The following is a 16145-nucleotide window of genomic DNA, read 5'->3' on the forward strand; positions in this document are numbered from 1 at the left end:
CCGGGCGCCCGCGGCGGTGGGGCGCCCGGGACCTCGGATCCCCCGCCCGGGGCGCCGTGGGACCTCACGGGCGTGGCCGATCCCGTTCCCGCCGGCCCGGCCCCGGTGACCGCGCCCCGTACTCGTTCACCAGCAGCGTTCCTCCCGCCGCGGGGACGAGGTACAGCGCCGGCAGCCACTCGGTCACGGCGAAGAGGCCCAGTGCGAGCAGCAGGACGACCAGTGCGACGATCCGGACCCTGTGGTGCATGACATCACTCCCCTCGAGTCCGTGGAGCGTAGCACCGGGCCCGCGGCCGCACGCGGGCCGACGGGGCAGGGGCGCGCACGCCTCCCGTCCCGGAGCCGGTCCTCCGCGCCGGGGCGGGCGCCGACGGTGCGCGGGTCCGGTGCGGCTGGCGGAGCGGGCCGGCCGGCCCGCTCGTCCCTCGTCAGCGGGACGGGCTGGTGAGCTGCGCCGTGGTCGCCACGGTGGCGAACTCCCCGTGCAGGTTGACCGCGGTGACCCGGGCCAGGTCGGCCGCGGGCACGGTCACGCCGTCCGGTCCCGTGCGGTCGAAGGTGTGGGTGGCATCCAGGGCGAAGTGGACCCGGTAGCCGAGGTTGCCCCCGACCCGGGCCGTGGTCTCGCAGCAGTGGTTGGTCGTGATGCCGCAGACGACCAGCTCCGGGACGTCGTGGGCCTGCAGCCAGGTGTGCAGGTCGGGGCTGCCGTGGAAGCTGGAGTTGACGCTCTTGCGCACCAGCAGGTCCGGGGTGCCGGTGAGGATGTCCTTGAAGGCGTTGCCGGGGCGGTCCGGGTGCAGCGGTGAGGTCGGGGTCGTGGAGTCGTGCCGGACGAACACCACGGGACGGCCGCTCTCCTGCCAGTGGGCCAGCAGGGCCGCGATGTTCGCCTCGCACGACGGGTTGTCCCGCCGGCCCCAGTACGCGGCGTCGTCGAAACCCCGCTGGACGTCGACGACGACCAGGGCGGCGCGCGGGCCCGGGGCACCGGGCGTGGAGTCGGTCACGCTCGTGACGATACACCGGGCGACGTGGGGCCGGGAGCCCCTCGGCGGTCCCCCTGCGGCAGCGCCCCCGGAGGGCCTCACCGCCGGGCCGCATGACGCCGCGCGCAGCCGGTGAGAGGCTGGAGCCCATGACGACGACCCACCGCTACGACGTGGAGATCCTCCACCTGCTCGTCTCCCCCGGCCACGCCTACTTCGGCCGGGCACGGGACGGCGCCGCGGACGTCCCGACGACGGACGCGGACCGCGCCGAGCTGGTGACCGGCAAGGGCATCGTCGGCGACCGGTTCTTCGGCAAGGCCGCGCACATGGACGCGGCCGTCACCCTGCTCGCCGTCGAGGCGCTCGAGGCCATCGCGGCCGACCTCGGAGCCGACCCCTTCGACCCTCTGCTCGCCCGGCGCAACGTGGTCCTGCGCGGCGCCGAGCTGGCCCCGCTGCTCGGGCAGGAGTTCGCCCTGGAGTCGCGCGGTGAGCTCGTCCGACTGCGAGCCGGGCGGCCCGCTCACCCCTGCGCGTGGATGGACCGCATGCTCGCCCCCGGGGCGCACGCCGCGATGCGCGGGCGGGGAGGTCTGCGCTGCCGGCCGCTCTCGGACGGAGTCCTGCACCGTGGGCCGGCCGTGCTGCACAGCCCGGTGCCCCTGGACCCGGAGCGGGCCGGGGACGCGGTCCGGCTGCGCCCCGCCCGGCTGCCCTGACCGAGCACGCCACGGGGCCCCGCCGGTGCAGGAGGGGCGTGGGCGGGCAGAGCCGCCGGGAGGCGGCGCGCTCTGCCCACCGCGCAGCGGGTCCGCGGCACCGGCCGCGAGCGCTCGTCCCCGACTCCGCGCCGGGTGGGGGCCCGGCCCGCTCACCGGTCGCGGGCCGCGCTCGAGGTGCTTCCGGGGCCGGGCGCCGGCCCGTGCTCGGGCGTGTCGTGCCGGCGCCGGAGGGACTGCACGATGAGGTAGCCGCCGGCCGCGATGAGCGCCAGCGGCCACAGGTAGGACACCGCGGACAGCAGCACGGTGGCCTCCAGGGCGATCAGTGCCGCGAGGAGGGCCAGGGCGGCGGCGGGAATCCACGCCCAGCGGTTGCGGGCCGCGCCGGTCGGCAGCACGGCCACGAGCGCGAACGTGACGGCCAGCCCCACGAAGAACAGCACTCCGCCGGCCTGTTCCTCCTGGGCGGCGGCGGTGAGCAGGGCCTGCAGCGCCAGGGTGATCAGCACACCGGCCGGGATGAGGGCCCACCACCGGCGGTGGTCGCGCAGGTAGACGGCGGCGAATCCGGCGCCGCCGCCGCCGAGGAACAGGGCACCGCCCCACTGCTGGCTGCCGGGCACACCGGCGTCGTCGAACAGCACGAGCAGGCCGAGTCCGAGCAGGGTGCCCGCGGGGATCGCCGCCCACCACTTGGACGGGTCCGTGGCGTACAGGACGGCGAACGCGGCGCCGGCCGCGAGGAAGAGCAGTCCCCACAGCACGCCGACGGCTCCCATGAGGCCGGTCGCCTCCAGGAGCAGCAGCACCCCCGCGGCCAGCAGCAGGGTCCCCAGCACGATCGTCGCGGTCCTCCGTGGCACGGCCACCACCCCCCTGGACCCAGGGTAGGCCGCCGGGACCGGGGCCGGTCCGGCGCGGCGGCCGATGGGCGCAACAAGTCGTCGCACCCGGGAGAACCCTCGGGTGGGCGACGGACGGCAGCGGCGCCGGCGCGGCCAGGGGCCGGTGCGGCGACCGGCACGTGCGCCCCCTGACCGACGTCGGCGGCGGCCGCCGCGACGACATCATCGGCTCCGGACCCCCGGCACGGACGTTCAGCCCCCTGAGCGCGTGCGCGGCGGCTCTGCGCAGCGCCGGTGCTTCCCGGGCGGCGTCACGATCGGGACATGTCGGCCCCGGGCCTTACCGCACCGGCACAGGGTGCCTACGGTGGAAATGCCCACGTGCAGCGCACGGTCCCGGGGATCCGGGCGCCGGCACCGGGGGCGTCGGCCACGGGGGCCGGCGCCGGTCAGTTCACGATGAGGAGTCTGGTCATGGCTGGATTGATGCGCAGGGAGGCCTTCGACGTGCTCGAGCCCCTCCGTCGTCTCATGGAGGGGGACCTGGAGACCACGTGGCCGCGCGTGGAGGAGTTCCAGGACGGCAACACCATGGTGATCCGGGCGGAGCTGCCCGGGATCGACCCGGACAAGGACGTCGAGCTCACGGTCGTCAACGACACCCTGCACCTGCGGGCCACCCGCCAGGAGAGGACCGAGCACAAGGACAAGGGCAGCTACCGCTCCGAGTTCCACTACGGCTCCTTCTCCCGCGCCCTGCCCCTGCCCAAGGGCTGCCGGGAGGAGGACATCACCGCCGCCTACACCGACGGGGTGCTCGAGGTCCGGGCCCCGATGCGCGAGCCGGGTGAACAGGCCACCAAGAAGATCCCGGTGACCCGTCGGGAATCCGGCTCCGCCTAGGGTCACCGCCCGCGGCGGCGGGTCCACCGGTGTGCGACCCGCCGCCCGACCGCCGCCCGACCGCGGCCCGACCGCGGCCCCGGCCACGGTGCACCGCACCGCCTCGAGCCCGGCGTCCCGGGACGGGGCGACCCAATCCACCCTCCCCGGCAGCGCCGGCCCCGCACAGAAGGAGCGCCATGAGCGACACCCCGATCGAGACCCCCACCGGCGACCGCGTCATCGTGGGCGTCGACGGCTCGGACCACTCCAAGGAGGCGCTGCGGGAAGCGGCCCGGCTGGCGCAGGCCTTCGACGCCCCTCTGGAGGTGATCGCGTGCTGGCAGGATCCGGCCCTGTACGCGACCTCCTACGGATACATCCCCGAACTCGATCCCGAAGCGTTCCAGGCCGACGCCCGGCGCATGCTCCAGGACACGCTCCAGGAGGTGTTCGGCGAGACCCGCCCCGCCCGGCTGAGCACCCGGCTGCTGCGCGGACGCCCCGCCGAGCTGCTCGTCGAGGAGAGCAGGAGCGCCCGGATGCTGGTGGTCGGGGCGCGCGGCGTCGGCGGGGTGCTCGGCATGATCCTGGGCTCGGTCAGCTCCGCGCTGGTCTCCCACGCGCACTGCCCGGTCCTGGTCGTGCGCCGGTAGGCGACGTGCTCTGCACCCGACGGTCAGGCCGTGCGTCCGGCGGCGGGTCCGCGGGAGGCGCTCCGGCCCGTGGCCCCGCCGATCCGCCGGACGGCACGCCGCCGTGACCGAGGAGGTCCCTGCCGTCTCCGTCCGCCGGGCCCGGGCCACCGACGTCCCCGCCGTGGTGGCCCTGCTCGGGCAGCTCGGCTACGCCCCGAGGCGCGCTGGGTGCGCGCCTGGGTGTGCACCGGCGGGCCCGACGACCGGTGTCTGGTGGCGGAGGCGGCCGGACGGGTGGTCGGCCTGGCGCACCTGCACCGGGTGCCGTTCCTGACCGAGAGCGCCTACCGGGCCCGGCTCACCGCGCTCGTGGTCGACGAGCCCGCCCGGTCCCAGGGCGTGGGCGCGCTCCTGCTGGCCGCGGCCGAGCGGACGGCGCGGGACATGGGGGCCACCGCGCTGGAGCTGTCGACCTCGAACCGGCGGCGGCGGGCCCACCGGTTCTACGAGCGCCACGGCTACGCCCAGCCGTCACGGCACTACCGCAAGGCCGTGCCTCCGGACGGCCCCTGAGCCGGCGGGCGCGATCCCCGTGGCCGTCCCCTCCTGGCGGCCTGCGGCGGGACGGCGGCCTGCGGCTCCCTCGGTCGCCGCGGGCGCCTCAGGCGGGTGGCCACGGGGAGGCGGGGCCGGGCTCCCTGCCCCCCTGGTGGACATGGGCGGCCATGGTCACCACGGTGATGAGCTGGGCGGTGATGACCGCGGAGGCCCAGCCGCCCTCGGCGGCGACGAGGTGGACGGCCACGGGCACGACGAGGAGCAGCGGGAGGGCACGGACCACCAGCAGCCGGCCCCGCTCGCCCGGGCCTCGGGAACGTCCTCGCCGGCCGGAGGCGTCCGGTCCGTGCGCCCGAAAGGCCCGTCCGCGGCGACGAGGTCGGCCCAGCGGCTCCGGCGACGCGCGTGGTGGAGCATGCCGGCCAGCACCGCGGGATACATCGCGGCCACGACCCCCGAGACGAAGAGCAGCACCAGTCCGTCGTCGCCCCCGGCGCGCAGGCCGACGACGAACCCGAGGCCCAGAGGCAGCAGCCAGAGCCCGAGGAGCAGCTTGTCGACGCCGGTCAGCACGTGGTCCTCCCCCGGTCGGACGTGCTCGATGACCGCATCCTCCCACCCCGGGCACCGCCGTGTCTGACCCCTCATCCGGGGGCGCGGGCCCACCGGGGCACCCGCCAGGGACGGGCGTCCCGGACCGGGGTCCAGGACGCCCGTCCCGTGCGGTGCCCGGCGGTCTCAGTCCCGCCGGGACGCCCGGGCGGCGGCGACGACGCCCACGACGTCCTCGAAGAGCGGGTGACCGGGCTCGAGGCCGGTCAGCCGCCCGGCCAGGGTCTCGTCCGGGTCCGGTCCGCCCAGCAGCTGCGCGAGCTCGGCGGCCTCCGGGTCGTCCGGGGCGTCGAAGCGCAGGGCCGCGGCCATGGCGTCCAGCAGGGCGGCGGTGGCCAGTCCGCGCTCGGCCAGCTCCGCGGCCGGCCCGGTGAACCGCTCGTGCCGGCTCAGCTTGCGCAGCGGGGCCCGGCCCACCCGGTCCACGGTGTCCGGCAGCTCGGCGTTGGCGAAGCGGGTGAGGATCTTCTGCACGTAGGCCTCCTGCTCGGCGGGGTCGAAGCCGTGCTTGGCCACCAGCAGCGCCTTGGTCTCCTGCAGGACCGCCTCGACCTTGGCCCGGATCTGCGGATCGGCCAGCGCGTCCGAGAGCTTGCGCTTCCCGGCGGCGCGCCCGAAGTAGGCGGCGGCCGCGTGGCCGGTGTTCACGGTGAACAGCTTGCGCTCGATGTAGGGGCCCAGTGCCTCCACCCAGGTCACCCCGGGGATCTCCGGGACGGTGTCGCCGAACGGTCCCCGCTCGATCGCCCACTCGAGGTAGGGCTCCACCCGCACGTCCAGGCCCGCCCCCGGTTCCTGGTTCGGCACGATGCGGTCCACCGCGGTGTTGGCGAAGACAGCCCGGGTGTCGACCGCCGCGTCGTCGAGGCCCTGGTCCCGGGCAGCGGCCCGGACCTCCCGCTCCAGGATGTCGGTGGCGTTGATCGCGTTCTCACAGGCCATCACCGCCACCCGGGACGCCCCGGCCGGGCGGGCGGCCAGGCCCTTGGCGATGGCCGGGGCCACGAACCGCAGGATGTTTGGGCCCACGGCCGTGGTCACCACGTCCGCTCGGGCCAGCTCCTGGACCAGTCGGTCCTCGTCCGTGGCGGAGTTGACCGCCCGGTAGCCCTCGACGACGTGGTCGCGGCCGCCCTCGCCGGCCTCGTGCACCGTGTAGCTGGGGGTCGAGGCCAGCGCGTCGATCAGCGGCGCCGCCACGTCCGCGAAGACCACCTCGTAGCCCGCTTCGTGGAGCAGCAGCCCCACGAAACCCCGTCCGATGTTGCCTGCACCGAAGTGCACTGCCGTACTCATGGGTTCACCTTCCCGAAGACGTCCATCACCTCGCCCACGGTACGCGCCACCGGCGGGCAGGACACCTGTGCGCGCCACCGGACACCGTGCCGGCGGCGCCGGGACTCCGCAGCCGAGGACGCCGAGGGCGCAGAGCGGCGATCAGGGCACGGAGCGGCATCAGCCGTGAACTCGCGGCGCGGTCCTCTCCCGGGGCGCGGTCCTCTCCCGGGGCGCGGTCCTCTCCCGGGGCGCGGGCACGGTGCGGGGACCGGCGGGAAGGTCCAGCACCGGCAGCAGGCGGTGGACGAGCGGCCCGATGGCGAGCGCGTAGACGACGGTGCCCACGCCCACGCTGCCCCCCAGCATCCAGCCCGTGGCCAGGACGCAGAGCTCGATGGCCGTGCGCACCCGCCGGACGGAGCCGCCGGTGCGCGCCACCAGCCCGGTCATCAGGCCGTCGCGGGGGCCGGGGCCGAAGCGGGCCCCGATGTAGGCGGCGGTGGCCGCCCCGTTGAGCAGCACACCGCCCGCGAGCAGCGCCACCCGGGCAGGAATCCCGGTGACGTGCGGGAGCACGAGGAGGGCTGCGTCGACGACCAGGCCGATGACCACGATGTTGCTGATCGTCCCGAGACCCGGCCGCTGCCGCAGCGGCACCCAGAGCAGGAGGACCAGCGCGCCGGTGGCGATGACCACCGCCCCGAAGCTCCAGCCGAGCCGCTCGGCCACGCCCTGGTGGAAGACGTCCCAGGGATCCAGGCCGAGGTCGGCACGGAGCATCAGGGCGAGCGAGAAGCCGTAAGCCACCAGGCCGGTGTACAACTGGACGAGTCTGCGCCTCAACATGCCTCCAGTTTCCGCTCGACTGGCATTGCTTGCTATAGCCAGTCGGTGAACACTGGTTCTCGTGACCCGCAGGATCAGCGCCCGTGCCCTGGCCCCGATGCTCCCGCCCCCGTCCGGCCGCGGACCCGCCTATCGAGAGCTGGCGGACCACCTGCGCCTGCTCGTGCTGGACGGACGAGTGCCGCTGGGCGTGGCGCTGCCCGGGGAGCGGGAGCTGGCGGCCGCCCTCGGCCTGAGCCGGACCACCGTCTCCGGGGCCTACCGGCTGCTGCGGGAGGACGGCTGTCTCACCGGCCGGCAGGGCGCGCGCAGCACCACGGCCCTGCCCGGCAGGAGCGGAACGAGCACACCGGGCCCGGAGGCACCGGACGGAGTGCTGGACCTCGCCTACGCGGCGCTGCCGGCCGCGCCGCAGGCCGTGCACGCCGCCTACGCCGCGGCTCTCCAGGACCTGCCGGCGCACCTGCCGAGCCACGGGTACTCCCCGGCCGGGGTGGGCGTGCTGCGCGAGGCCGTCGCCGAGACGTACACGGCCCGGGGCCTGCCGACCACGGCGGAGCAGATCCTCGTCACCTCCGGGGCGCAGCACGCCCTGCACCTCGTGCTCCGACTGGTCACCGCGGCGGGCGACCGCGTCGTCGTCGACCACCCCTCCTACCCGCACGCCCTCGACGCCGTGCGGGAGGCGCGCTGCCGTCCCGTGCCCGTGGCCCTCGGGAGCACCGGGTGGGACGTCGAGGGCTTCCGCGCCGCGCTCCGGCAGACCGCGCCGACCATGGCCTACGTGATCCCGGACTTCCACAACCCCACGGGTCGGTGCATGACCGGTCAGGAGCGTGCCGCGATCGTGCGCGTCGCGCGCGAGTCCCGGACCACGCTGGTCGTGGACGAGACCCTCGTCGACCTGCACCTCGACGGACCGCCCCCGCCTCCGGCTGCGGTCCACCACCCGGACGTCATCTCGATCGGCTCGACGAGCAAGTCCTACTGGGCAGGTCTGCGCATCGGGTGGGTCCGTGCGGCACCCGGGACGGTCGCCCGGCTGGCGGCGGCCCGACCGAGCGTGGACATGGGCTCGCCGATCGTCGAGCAGCTGGCGACGGCGGCGCTGCTGCGGGACCCGGACGTGCTCCCGGCCCGCCGGGAGCAGCTGCGCGTCCAGCGGACGGCGCTGGTCGCCCTCCTCGGCGAGCACCTGCCCGGCTGGCGGTTCGAGGTGCCCCCGGGGGGACTCTCCCTGTGGGCCGAGCTGCCGGAACCGGTCGGCAGCGCGCTGGCCGCGCTCGCGCCGCGCCACGGGCTGCGCCTGGCGGCCGGGCCCCGCTTCGGCGTCGACGGGACCTTCGAACGGTTCCTGCGCCTGCCCTTCACGCTGCCCGTCGCGGACCTGGAACGGGCCGTGTCCGGCCTGGCCCGTGCCGATGCCGCGCTCGGCAGCGCGCCGCTGGACCCCGTCGGCCCCGCGACCTCCGCGCAGCTGGCCTGACGCCCGCTCCCGGCCGGCCCGTCCGGGAGCACCGGGCAGCACGCGACACGGGGCGTCACATGCGCCGCCGCCGATCCCCGGACCGAACGCGCCGGACCCGTCGCCGGCTCCCGCGTCGGGTCATCCGGTGCCGGCCCACCGGGACCGCACCGCGTGCGGGCGGGGCAGCGCACTCCAGACGGAGCCGAGGGCCATGCCCACGAGCCACAGGCACGGGAACCACCACTGCCATCCGCCCAGGTGCAGGGAGAACCCCACGACGAGGACGATCGTCAGCAGCAGGTTCATGAACAGCAGCGTCATCTGGTTCGGCATGGCGGTCCCCCTCCGCTCGGCGTCGTTCCCCCGGCATCGTGGCACGGCCCGACCGGGCCCGTCTGACCCCTCTTCCGGGGGCAGGGCGGGTGACCGAGCCGGAAGGACGGGGCGGGCCGGACAGACAGCAGGCTCCGGACGAGCAGGCCGTTCCGCACGATCGGGAGGGCACTGCACGCCGGACGGGCACTGTGCACCGAACGGGGCGTGCGCGCCGGACGAGCCGGGGCGGGCCGGCTCAGAGGCCGGTGAGGACGTCCAGCGCGGTCCGCAGCCCCCGCTCCTGCCGCATGGCGCGTCCCAGCCGCGCGGCCCGCTCGCCCCGGGCCAGGGCCTCGCCCAGCGCCGGGACCAGCGTCTCCGCCGTCAGCCTCCGGTGGGGCACGGGGGCCGACGCGATCCCCAGGCGGTGGAGCTGCCCGGCCCAGAACGGCTGGTCGGCGAGGAAGGGCACGACCACGGAGGGCACGCCCTCGCGGGCGACGGTGTGCACCGTTCCGGCCCCGCCGTGGTGGACCGCCGCGGCGGCCCCCCGGAGCACGGGGCCCAGCGGCGCGGACGGCACGACCAGCACGTCCTCCCCGGGGTGGTCCTCCGGCAGGACCAGGCCGCCCCATCCGCTGAGCAGCAGGGTGCGCAGGCCGTGGGCGCGCGCCCCGGCCACGACCGCACGGGCCCGGGCCTGCGCGTCGCCCGCCCGCATGGACCCGAAGGTCGCCACCAGGTACGGTCCGCCGCGCACGAACCGGTCCACCACGGGCTCCGTCGCAGGCTCCAGCGCCTCGTCGTGCCACGCTCCGGTCAGGTGGACCGCGGCCGGCCAGTCGGCGGGCCGCGGCAGCAGGTGCGGGCTGGCCCCGATCAGCGTGGCCCGGGAGGGCGAGCGGGGCGAGGGGGCCCGGCCGCCGGGCAGCGCCGCGCAGGCACCCTCGACGTCGGCGCGGAACAGACGCGCCGCGCCGCGCGGCACCGCGTAGGTGGCCCGGTTGAACCGCCCGAGGTCCGCGCTGACCGTGGGTCCGCCCGGGGCGGAGAACTCGCGGGTGGGCGTGGCCACGGGCACGAACTCGGTCAGCACCCGCGGGACGCCCAGGGCGTCGGCCAGGGCAGGGGCGGTGAGGATCAGCGGGTGGTGCACGACCAGGTCGGGGCCGAAGGCCAGCGTCTCCCGCACCGCGGCCGAGAGCATCCGCCGCATGCCGGGGCGCACCTCGGTGCGGTAGTGGCGCAGCGCCGCGCGCGGGGAGAGCCCGTCGGTGCGCAGCAGACGGTGGAAGTCCACCCCGAGACGCACGGTGTCGAGCCCGGACAGGTCGGCGCCGGACCGGTCCGGCACCCCCAGCCGGACCTCGTGCCCCCGGGCGGCGGCGTAGCGGGCCAGGGCTGCGAACGGCTCGACGTCGCCGCGGGTTCCGGAGGTCAGGAGCATCATGCGCACGACCACCAGTCTGCCCGGCCGCACGGCCGGGCACGAACCGCCGTGGGCGCCGCCCCGGCCGCCCTCCGGGCAGGGCGCCCCGCCCGCCCGCGGAAGTTCCCCGGTTCCCGCGGCCCCGTAGAGTGGAGGGCGCCCGGGCTTCCCGGGTGCCCGTCGTCCGAGGAGGACCACCACCGTGCCAGCAGCAGGCCCCGCTCCCGCCCTCCGGCGGATGGTGCACATCTCACGGCCGGTGCTCTGGATCAACACGCTGGGCCCGGGCGTGCTGGGCATGTGGCTCACCGGCTTGCTGCTGCGGTGGGAGGCCGTGCCGCTGCTGCTGTGGCTGACCCTGCCGTTCAATCTGCTGATCTACGGCGTCAACGACATCTTCGACCAGGACACCGACGCCCTGAACCCGCGCAAGGGGTCGCTGGAGGGCGCCCGGATCAGGGCCTCCGAGGTGCGCACGATCTGGGTGTCGGTGCTCGCCGCCAACCTGCCGTTCGCCCTCTGGTTCGCCCTCGCCCTACCCCCGGCGGCGCTGGGCTGGATCGCGCTGTACGTGCTGGTGTTCGTGTTCTACTCGGCCCCGCCGCTGCGCTTCAAGGCGCGGCCGTTCCTCGACTCCCTGAGCAACGCCGCCTACGCCCTCCCCCTGGTCGTCCTGGCCTACGCGCTCGGCGACACCCCCGTGTGGCCGGCGGCGCTGGGCCTGATGGCCTGGAGCGTGGCCAAGCACGCCTTCGACGCCGTCCAGGACATCGAGGAGGACCGCGCGGTGGGCATCACCACGACGGCGGTCCGGCTCGGCGCGCGCGGCACCGGGTGGTGGAGCGGCGCGTGGTGGGCCGTGTCCGTGCTGGGCTTCGCGCTCGTCAGCGTTCCGGTGGCGGTGGTCAACGCGCTCATCGCCGGGTGGCTCGTGGTCTCCCTGCTGCGGGCCCCGGCCCCGGCCACCGGCCACCGGCTCTACCGGCACTCCATCGCGTTCCCCTACGTCGCCGGCACCGTGGCCGGGGTGCAGCTGGCGGGCGCGCTGATCCTGGGACGGTACCCGTGAGCCGCGTCGTCGTGGTCGGCGGCGGCATCGGCGGTCTGACCGCCGCCGCCCTGCTGGGCCACGCCGGCCACCGGGTCACCGTGCTGGAGGCCGCCGACCACCTCGGCGGCAAGAGCCGGCGCATCGAACAGGCCGGGCAGCGGATGGACACCGGGCCCTCGCTGGTCACGTTCCCGGGAGTGTGGCAGGAGCTGCTCGGGCGCCTGGACACCCTGCGCGGCGCGGGCACCGGTGCCCGCGCCGGGGAGCCCGACGCCGCGGCGGTGGCCCGTCTGGAGCTGGAGCGGCTGCCCGACGTCGGGACGTACTACTACCGCGGCACCCGCAGCGAGCTGCCCGTGCCGCCCGGCCACCCCTGGCACGCGGCCTGGGCCCGCTTCGAGGCCGAGCACGGCGGTCTCGGCCCGGACGTCACCCGGCTGCTCACCACTGCTCCCCTGGACCGCAGCTCCTACCCCGCGCTGGCCGCGCTCGGCCGGCTCTACGGGCCGCACCTGACGACCCGCAGCTACCTCGACGGCCTCGACTGGATGCCGGAGGGCCTGCGCGAGGTGATCGCCATCCACACCCTCAACGCCGGCGTCAGCCCCTCGCGCACCCCGGCCCTCTACGCGAGCATGCCCGCGGTGATGGCCCGGGACGGGGTGTGGATCCCCCGCGGCGGGGTGTACGAGCTGGTCGAGGCCCTGGAGCGGCTGGCCCGGCGGGCCGGCGTGGAGACCCGCACCGGGGAGCCGGTCACCGCCGTCGCACGACGGCGGGTCGAGACCGCCCGCGGCACCTACCGGGCCGACGCCGTGGTCAGCGGGGTCGACGCCCACCGCCTGGGCGGCCTCCTCGCCGGGGGCGCCCCCCGGCGACCGCGCCGGCTCAGCTGCTCGGCGATCGCGATCTACGCCATCCTCGACGCCGGGCTCCCCGAGGGCACGCCCCGGCACGGAGTCATCCTGCCGGACCGCCCGGCGGAGCTCTACGCCAGCCTGGAGGCCGGGGAGGAGCCCGCGCAGACCATGGCCTTCGCGAACTACTACCCGGCCCACGGCGTCTACCCGAACAGCTCCCCCACCCTGGCCCTGCTCCTGACGGCCCCCGCCAACGGGAGGTCCTACACCCTCGACGACCCCTTCGTGGCCCGCGAGCTCGACCGAGCGGCCCGGGTGCTGGGGCTGCGGGCCCCGCTGCGGGAGCACTTCCGCCGCACGGAGATCCTCGACCCGGCGTTCTTCGCGGTCCACGGCTCGGCGCAGGGGGCGCTCTACGGCGCGGTCCGTCCGTCGTGGCAGAGCGGGCCCCTGCACATCCCGTCCCACCGGAGCCTGCTGCGCCCGTGGCTGTGGCGGGTGGGGGCCTCCGTCCATCCGGGCGGCGGGCTGCCGGCCGTCCTGGGCGGGGCGATGATCTCGACGGAGAAGCTGCTGCAGCACCTGGGGCCGGCGGCCTGAGCCGAGCGCCCGGCGGCGACGGGCGCTCGGCTGCGACGGTCGCTCGGGCCGGGGCCCGGCCTCAGGTCCCGCAGAACGTGGTGTACGGCCCGAAGTCCTCCGCCGCGGGGGCGGCGTAGCGCTCCAGGCCCGGCCGCTCGTCGTACGGGGCGGTCACCGCTTCCAGGAGCCGTCCCAGCGGGTCGAGATCGCCGTCCCCGGCCGCTGCGAGCGCCTCCTCGACGAGGTGGTTGCGCGGGATGTAGACCGGGTTGGTCCGGTGCATGATCTCGGGGTCCGGGTTCTGGGCCCGCCAGCGCTCGGCCCAGCGGTCGAAGGCCTGCAGATCGAGCACCAGGTCCCGGGCGGGCCGGGCGCGCCGCGGGCGGCCGCGCCGAGGTTGCGGAAGAAGGACGTGTGGTCCACGTGGTTGGCCTGGAGCAGGGCGAACAGGTCGTCGGCCAGCGCGGAGACGACGTCGTCGCCGAGCTCCTGGGGCAGACCGAGCTTGGCGCGCAGGCCGGCCGTCCAGGCGGCGCTGTACTGCCCGGCGAACGCCCCGAGCGACGTCTCCGCCAGACCCACCGCACGGTCCTGGTCCTCGTCGAAGAGCGGCAGCATGGCCTCGGCGAGCCGCGCGAGGTTCCACTCCGCCGCGACCGGCTGGTTGCGGTAGGCGTAGCGCCCGCGCTCGTCAATCGAGCTGTAGACCGTGGCCGGGTCGAAGGCGTCCATGAACGCGCACGGCCCGTAGTCGATGGTCTCGCCCGAGATGGTCATGTTGTCGGTGTTCATCACCCCGTGGACGAAGCCCACCAGCATCCACTGCGCGACCAGGGCCGCCTGGGCGGCCACGACGGCTTCGAACAGGGCCAGATGCGGGTGCTCGGCCGATGCCGCTTCGGGGTAGTGCCGGTCGACGGCGTGGTCGGCGAGGCGGCGCAGCAGCCCGAGATCGCCGGTGGCCCGGGCGTACTGGAAGCTGCCGACCCGCAGGTGGCTGCCGGCCACCCGGGCCAGCACGGCCCCCGGCAGCAGGCGCTCCCGGCGCACCCGGCGTCCTGTCGCTACGACGGCGAGGGCACGTGTCGTGGGGATGCCCAGGGCGTGCATCGCCTCGCTGACGACGTACTCGCGCAGCATCGGGCCGACGGCGGCGAGGCCGTCGCCGCCGCGCGCGAACGGCGTGCGGCCGGAGCCCTTCAGGTGGAGGTCGCGCAAGCGGCCCCCGGCGTCGGCGATCTCGCCCAGCAGCAGGGCGCGGCCGTCGCCCAGGCGCGGATTGAAGGAGCCGAACTGGTGTCCGGAGTAGGCCTGCGCCACCGGGGTGGCGTCGCCGGGAACGGCGTTGCCGACGAGCAGCCGCACGCCTGCCGGGCTCGCCAGCGCGGCAGGGTCGAAGCCCAGCTCGACGGCGAGGGGTTCGTTGAGCACGAGCAGCCGGGGGTCGGGGACCTCCTCGGCGCGCCAGGGCACGGCCAGCTCGCCGAGCTCGCGGGCGAAGCGCCCCTCGAAGGTGACGGTCGACAGCGGTGTGATAGTCACCTCGTCAACGATACAGGGACCGGCGGACAGCGGGGGCTGCGGTCCTGCCTGCGGTCGTGCGGGACGGTCATCCGGGCAGTGGCGTCGGGGCCCCCCGGCCCCGACGCCACCTCCGGCTCGAGCAGGTCGCCCTGGAGCACGCCGCCCCCGAGGCCATTCCGGCCTCCGGCGATCCCCAGGTCCGCGGCCCGAGCCGCCCACCACCGTACTGCTCAGTAGCCTTAGGTGCACCTTCGACGTGGACGCGGAATCGTGATAGTGACGCGACCACGAACCCCGCGCCGGAGGACGACTCCGCGCCGGACAGCCACGCCGCGCCCGCCCGCGGGCGGCACGGTCACCGGTCGAGCGCGGCCAGCCGGTCCGCCACGAGGGCGGGGATGTCGTAGTCGGCGTGCGCACCGGCGGTGGTGATGCGCCGGGCCCGCTCGTAGCCGGCGTCCTGGTACGCGGCCTCGGCCTGCGCGGCGGCCGCCCGGGCCGACCAGGACCCGGCGTCGGTCGCGTAGGCACCGTCCCGGTCGCCGACGACCCAGGTCAGCGCCAGGTCCTCGGTGGCCGGAGTGACCTCGCCGACCGGCTGCCCGTAGGTGCCGCCGCCGCCGATGAACGCGACCCCGGACCCGTCCGGCAACCAGTGCGCGCCCCCGCGCAGCAGGTGGCGGGAGAGGAACTCCGCGCCTCCGGAGTAGCCGGCCACCAGCACCCCGGCGTCGGTGGTGGGGGTGATGTTGGTCGTGGCGAACTGGCGCACCGCCTCGGCGACGGCGCCAGCGTTCCCGGCCCGCCAGTTGCGGGTGCCGTGGGGAGCCTCCACGAACACGAAGGCCCGGTTGGTGTCCGCGGCTGCCCGGGCCATGCGCGTGGCGAAGCGCCCGGTCGGCTGCTCGGCACGGACGGTGCCGTCCCCGTCGAAGAAGAACACCGCCCCGGCCGGACGGTCCCAGTCCACGCCCTCGGCGTAGTAGTGGTAGGTCAGCGAGATGCCGTTGTCCGCGCGGAACACCCGGTCGGCACCGCTGACGGGGTGCCAGCCGGTCGAGCTGGTGGTCACGGCCTGCGCCGGAGCCGCCGCGAGCAGCAGTCCGCCGGCGAGCACAGCACCGGCGGCCGGGCGCAGGAACCACCACCGCCGGCGGGCCTGCCGGCTCGTGGTCGCGGTCCTGGTCGGGAAGAGCGTGTGCACTGGGCGTTCCTGTTCTCGTGACGGTCCCAGGTGATCGCCGCGCGGCGGTCCGAGCGGCACACGGCACCCGTGCTGCTCCCGGGAGGGATCAGTCGGCTCCGGCCCATGAGGACGTCCGCCCGCGCTGCCCCGGGAATCATGGATGTCATTGCATGTACGTTCGGGAGCCTATCGGGGCGAAATGGTCTGTGACAAGCGCAAACACCGCGGGCGCCGGGCCCGTGGAGACCTCGTGCGACGGGATCCCCCCGCCCGGCCGTTCCCTGCCCAGGCAGTTCCCCCGGCCGGCGGTTCCCCACCCTCGCGCGGGATCCGGGCAGCGCCGGCGCCCGCCTC

16 protein-coding genes and 1 pseudogene are annotated in these 16145 nt (G+C 75.9%); 7 read left to right on the forward strand and 10 right to left on the reverse strand.

Translation table 11 applies throughout. The features are described 5' to 3' along the window. Nucleotides 1-64 precede the first annotated feature (64 nt). The gene (locus BJF77_RS00410; RefSeq protein ID WP_075870968.1) at nt 65-250 is read right to left on the reverse strand and encodes a hypothetical protein; all 186 of its coding nucleotides are present in this window, start codon (nt 248-250) and stop codon (nt 65-67) included. Between the two features lie 181 nt (nt 251-431). Further along, nucleotides 432-1013 carry a cysteine hydrolase family protein gene (locus BJF77_RS00415; RefSeq protein WP_075870969.1) on the reverse strand — a complete coding sequence of 194 codons (582 nt, stop codon included), beginning with the start codon at nt 1011-1013 and terminating at the stop codon, nt 432-434. A 128-nt stretch (nt 1014-1141) separates the two neighbouring features. Here BJF77_RS00415 and BJF77_RS00420 point away from each other — a divergent pair, with 128 nt between their 5' ends. Beyond that, nucleotides 1142-1714, forward strand: a complete 573-nt coding sequence (locus BJF77_RS00420) for an MOSC domain-containing protein (protein WP_047804649.1) — start codon at nt 1142-1144, stop codon at nt 1712-1714. A 152-nt stretch (nt 1715-1866) separates the two neighbouring features. On the opposite strand, the gene BJF77_RS00425 is transcribed toward BJF77_RS00420, so the two are convergent. Then, the gene (locus BJF77_RS00425) at nt 1867-2556 is read right to left on the reverse strand and encodes a hypothetical protein (protein WP_053005081.1); all 690 of its coding nucleotides are present in this window, start codon (nt 2554-2556) and stop codon (nt 1867-1869) included. 480 nt (nt 2557-3036) lie between these two features. Between BJF77_RS00425 and BJF77_RS00430 the strand changes: the two genes are divergently transcribed. The 3 genes from BJF77_RS00430 to BJF77_RS00440 all read left to right on the forward strand — a co-directional run bounded on the left by BJF77_RS00430 (nt 3037) and on the right by BJF77_RS00440 (nt 4655). Continuing rightward, complete coding sequence (locus tag BJF77_RS00430) at nt 3037-3465, forward strand: Hsp20/alpha crystallin family protein (RefSeq protein ID WP_047804650.1); 429 nt, start codon at nt 3037-3039, stop codon at nt 3463-3465. Between the two features lie 179 nt (nt 3466-3644). Beyond that, the gene (locus BJF77_RS00435; RefSeq protein WP_075870970.1) at nt 3645-4100 is read left to right on the forward strand and encodes a universal stress protein; all 456 of its coding nucleotides are present in this window, start codon (nt 3645-3647) and stop codon (nt 4098-4100) included. A gap of 210 nt (nt 4101-4310) precedes the next feature. Continuing rightward, nucleotides 4311-4655 (forward strand): GNAT family N-acetyltransferase, encoded by a 345-nt coding sequence (locus BJF77_RS00440; protein ID WP_075870971.1) that lies wholly within the window; start codon nt 4311-4313, stop codon nt 4653-4655. Between the two features lie 156 nt (nt 4656-4811). On the opposite strand, the gene BJF77_RS19795 is transcribed toward BJF77_RS00440, so the two are convergent. From BJF77_RS19795 to BJF77_RS00455, 3 genes are all read right to left on the reverse strand, one after another. Further along, nucleotides 4812-5213: a hypothetical protein gene (locus BJF77_RS19795; protein WP_139318362.1), complete on the reverse strand. Its 402-nt coding sequence runs from the start codon at nt 5211-5213 to the stop codon at nt 4812-4814. Between the two features lie 165 nt (nt 5214-5378). Beyond that, nucleotides 5379-6548: a mannitol-1-phosphate 5-dehydrogenase gene (locus BJF77_RS00450; protein WP_075870973.1), complete on the reverse strand. Its 1170-nt coding sequence runs from the start codon at nt 6546-6548 to the stop codon at nt 5379-5381. Between the two features lie 159 nt (nt 6549-6707). Then, nucleotides 6708-7376: a YitT family protein gene (locus BJF77_RS00455; protein ID WP_255396058.1), complete on the reverse strand. Its 669-nt coding sequence runs from the start codon at nt 7374-7376 to the stop codon at nt 6708-6710. Nucleotides 7377-7437: 61 nt separating this feature from the next. Here BJF77_RS00455 and BJF77_RS00460 point away from each other — a divergent pair, with 61 nt between their 5' ends. Next, on the forward strand, nt 7438-8862 hold the full coding sequence (locus BJF77_RS00460; protein WP_075870975.1) for a PLP-dependent aminotransferase family protein: 1425 nt from the start codon (nt 7438-7440) through the stop codon (nt 8860-8862). A gap of 120 nt (nt 8863-8982) precedes the next feature. Here BJF77_RS00460 and BJF77_RS00465 read toward each other — a convergent pair whose 3' ends face one another. After that, the gene (locus tag BJF77_RS00465; RefSeq protein WP_047804657.1) at nt 8983-9177 is read right to left on the reverse strand and encodes a hypothetical protein; all 195 of its coding nucleotides are present in this window, start codon (nt 9175-9177) and stop codon (nt 8983-8985) included. Between the two features lie 238 nt (nt 9178-9415). After that, entirely contained in the window at nt 9416-10609 is a 1194-nt protein-coding gene (locus BJF77_RS00470; RefSeq protein WP_075870976.1) for a nucleotide disphospho-sugar-binding domain-containing protein, read from the reverse strand. A 181-nt stretch (nt 10610-10790) separates the two neighbouring features. Between BJF77_RS00470 and BJF77_RS00475 the strand changes: the two genes are divergently transcribed. Continuing rightward, the gene (locus BJF77_RS00475) at nt 10791-11657 is read left to right on the forward strand and encodes a UbiA family prenyltransferase (RefSeq protein ID WP_075870977.1); all 867 of its coding nucleotides are present in this window, start codon (nt 10791-10793) and stop codon (nt 11655-11657) included. Beyond that, a complete protein-coding gene (locus tag BJF77_RS00480) occupies nt 11654-13099 on the forward strand; it encodes an NAD(P)/FAD-dependent oxidoreductase (RefSeq protein ID WP_075870978.1) in 1446 nt (481 codons plus the stop codon). Before BJF77_RS00475 ends, BJF77_RS00480 begins: the two co-directional genes overlap by 4 nt. Before the next feature lie 61 nt (nt 13100-13160). Here BJF77_RS00480 and BJF77_RS00485 read toward each other — a convergent pair. Both BJF77_RS00485 and BJF77_RS00490 read right to left on the reverse strand, forming a co-directional pair. Then, nucleotides 13161-14623 (reverse strand): annotated as a pseudogene (locus BJF77_RS00485) (YdiU family protein). Between the two features lie 337 nt (nt 14624-14960). After that, nucleotides 14961-15809: a hypothetical protein gene (locus BJF77_RS00490; RefSeq protein WP_075870979.1), complete on the reverse strand. Its 849-nt coding sequence runs from the start codon at nt 15807-15809 to the stop codon at nt 14961-14963. Between the last annotated feature and the right edge of the window lie 336 nt (nt 15810-16145).

Source organism: Kocuria sp. CNJ-770 (assembly GCF_001942375.1).
GTDB classification, from domain to species: Bacteria; Actinomycetota; Actinomycetes; order Actinomycetales; family Micrococcaceae; genus Kocuria; species Kocuria oceani.

Excerpts from the sequence above, each read along its gene's own strand:
- BJF77_RS00435 (WP_075870970.1), top strand. The coding sequence starts at position 3,645 with ATGAGCGACACCCCGATCGAGACCCCCACCGGCGACCGCGTCATCGTG.
- BJF77_RS00455 (WP_255396058.1), bottom strand. The coding sequence starts at position 7,376 with ATGTTGAGGCGCAGACTCGTCCAGTTGTACACCGGCCTGGTGGCTTAC.
- BJF77_RS00430 (WP_047804650.1), top strand. The coding sequence starts at position 3,037 with ATGGCTGGATTGATGCGCAGGGAGGCCTTCGACGTGCTCGAGCCCCTC.
- BJF77_RS00420 (WP_047804649.1), top strand. The coding sequence starts at position 1,142 with ATGACGACGACCCACCGCTACGACGTGGAGATCCTCCACCTGCTCGTC.
- BJF77_RS00465 (WP_047804657.1), bottom strand. The coding sequence starts at position 9,177 with ATGCCGAACCAGATGACGCTGCTGTTCATGAACCTGCTGCTGACGATC.
- BJF77_RS00450 (WP_075870973.1), bottom strand. The coding sequence starts at position 6,548 with ATGAGTACGGCAGTGCACTTCGGTGCAGGCAACATCGGACGGGGTTTC.
- BJF77_RS00410 (WP_075870968.1), bottom strand. The coding sequence starts at position 250 with ATGCACCACAGGGTCCGGATCGTCGCACTGGTCGTCCTGCTGCTCGCA.
- BJF77_RS00470 (WP_075870976.1), bottom strand. The coding sequence starts at position 10,609 with ATGATGCTCCTGACCTCCGGAACCCGCGGCGACGTCGAGCCGTTCGCA.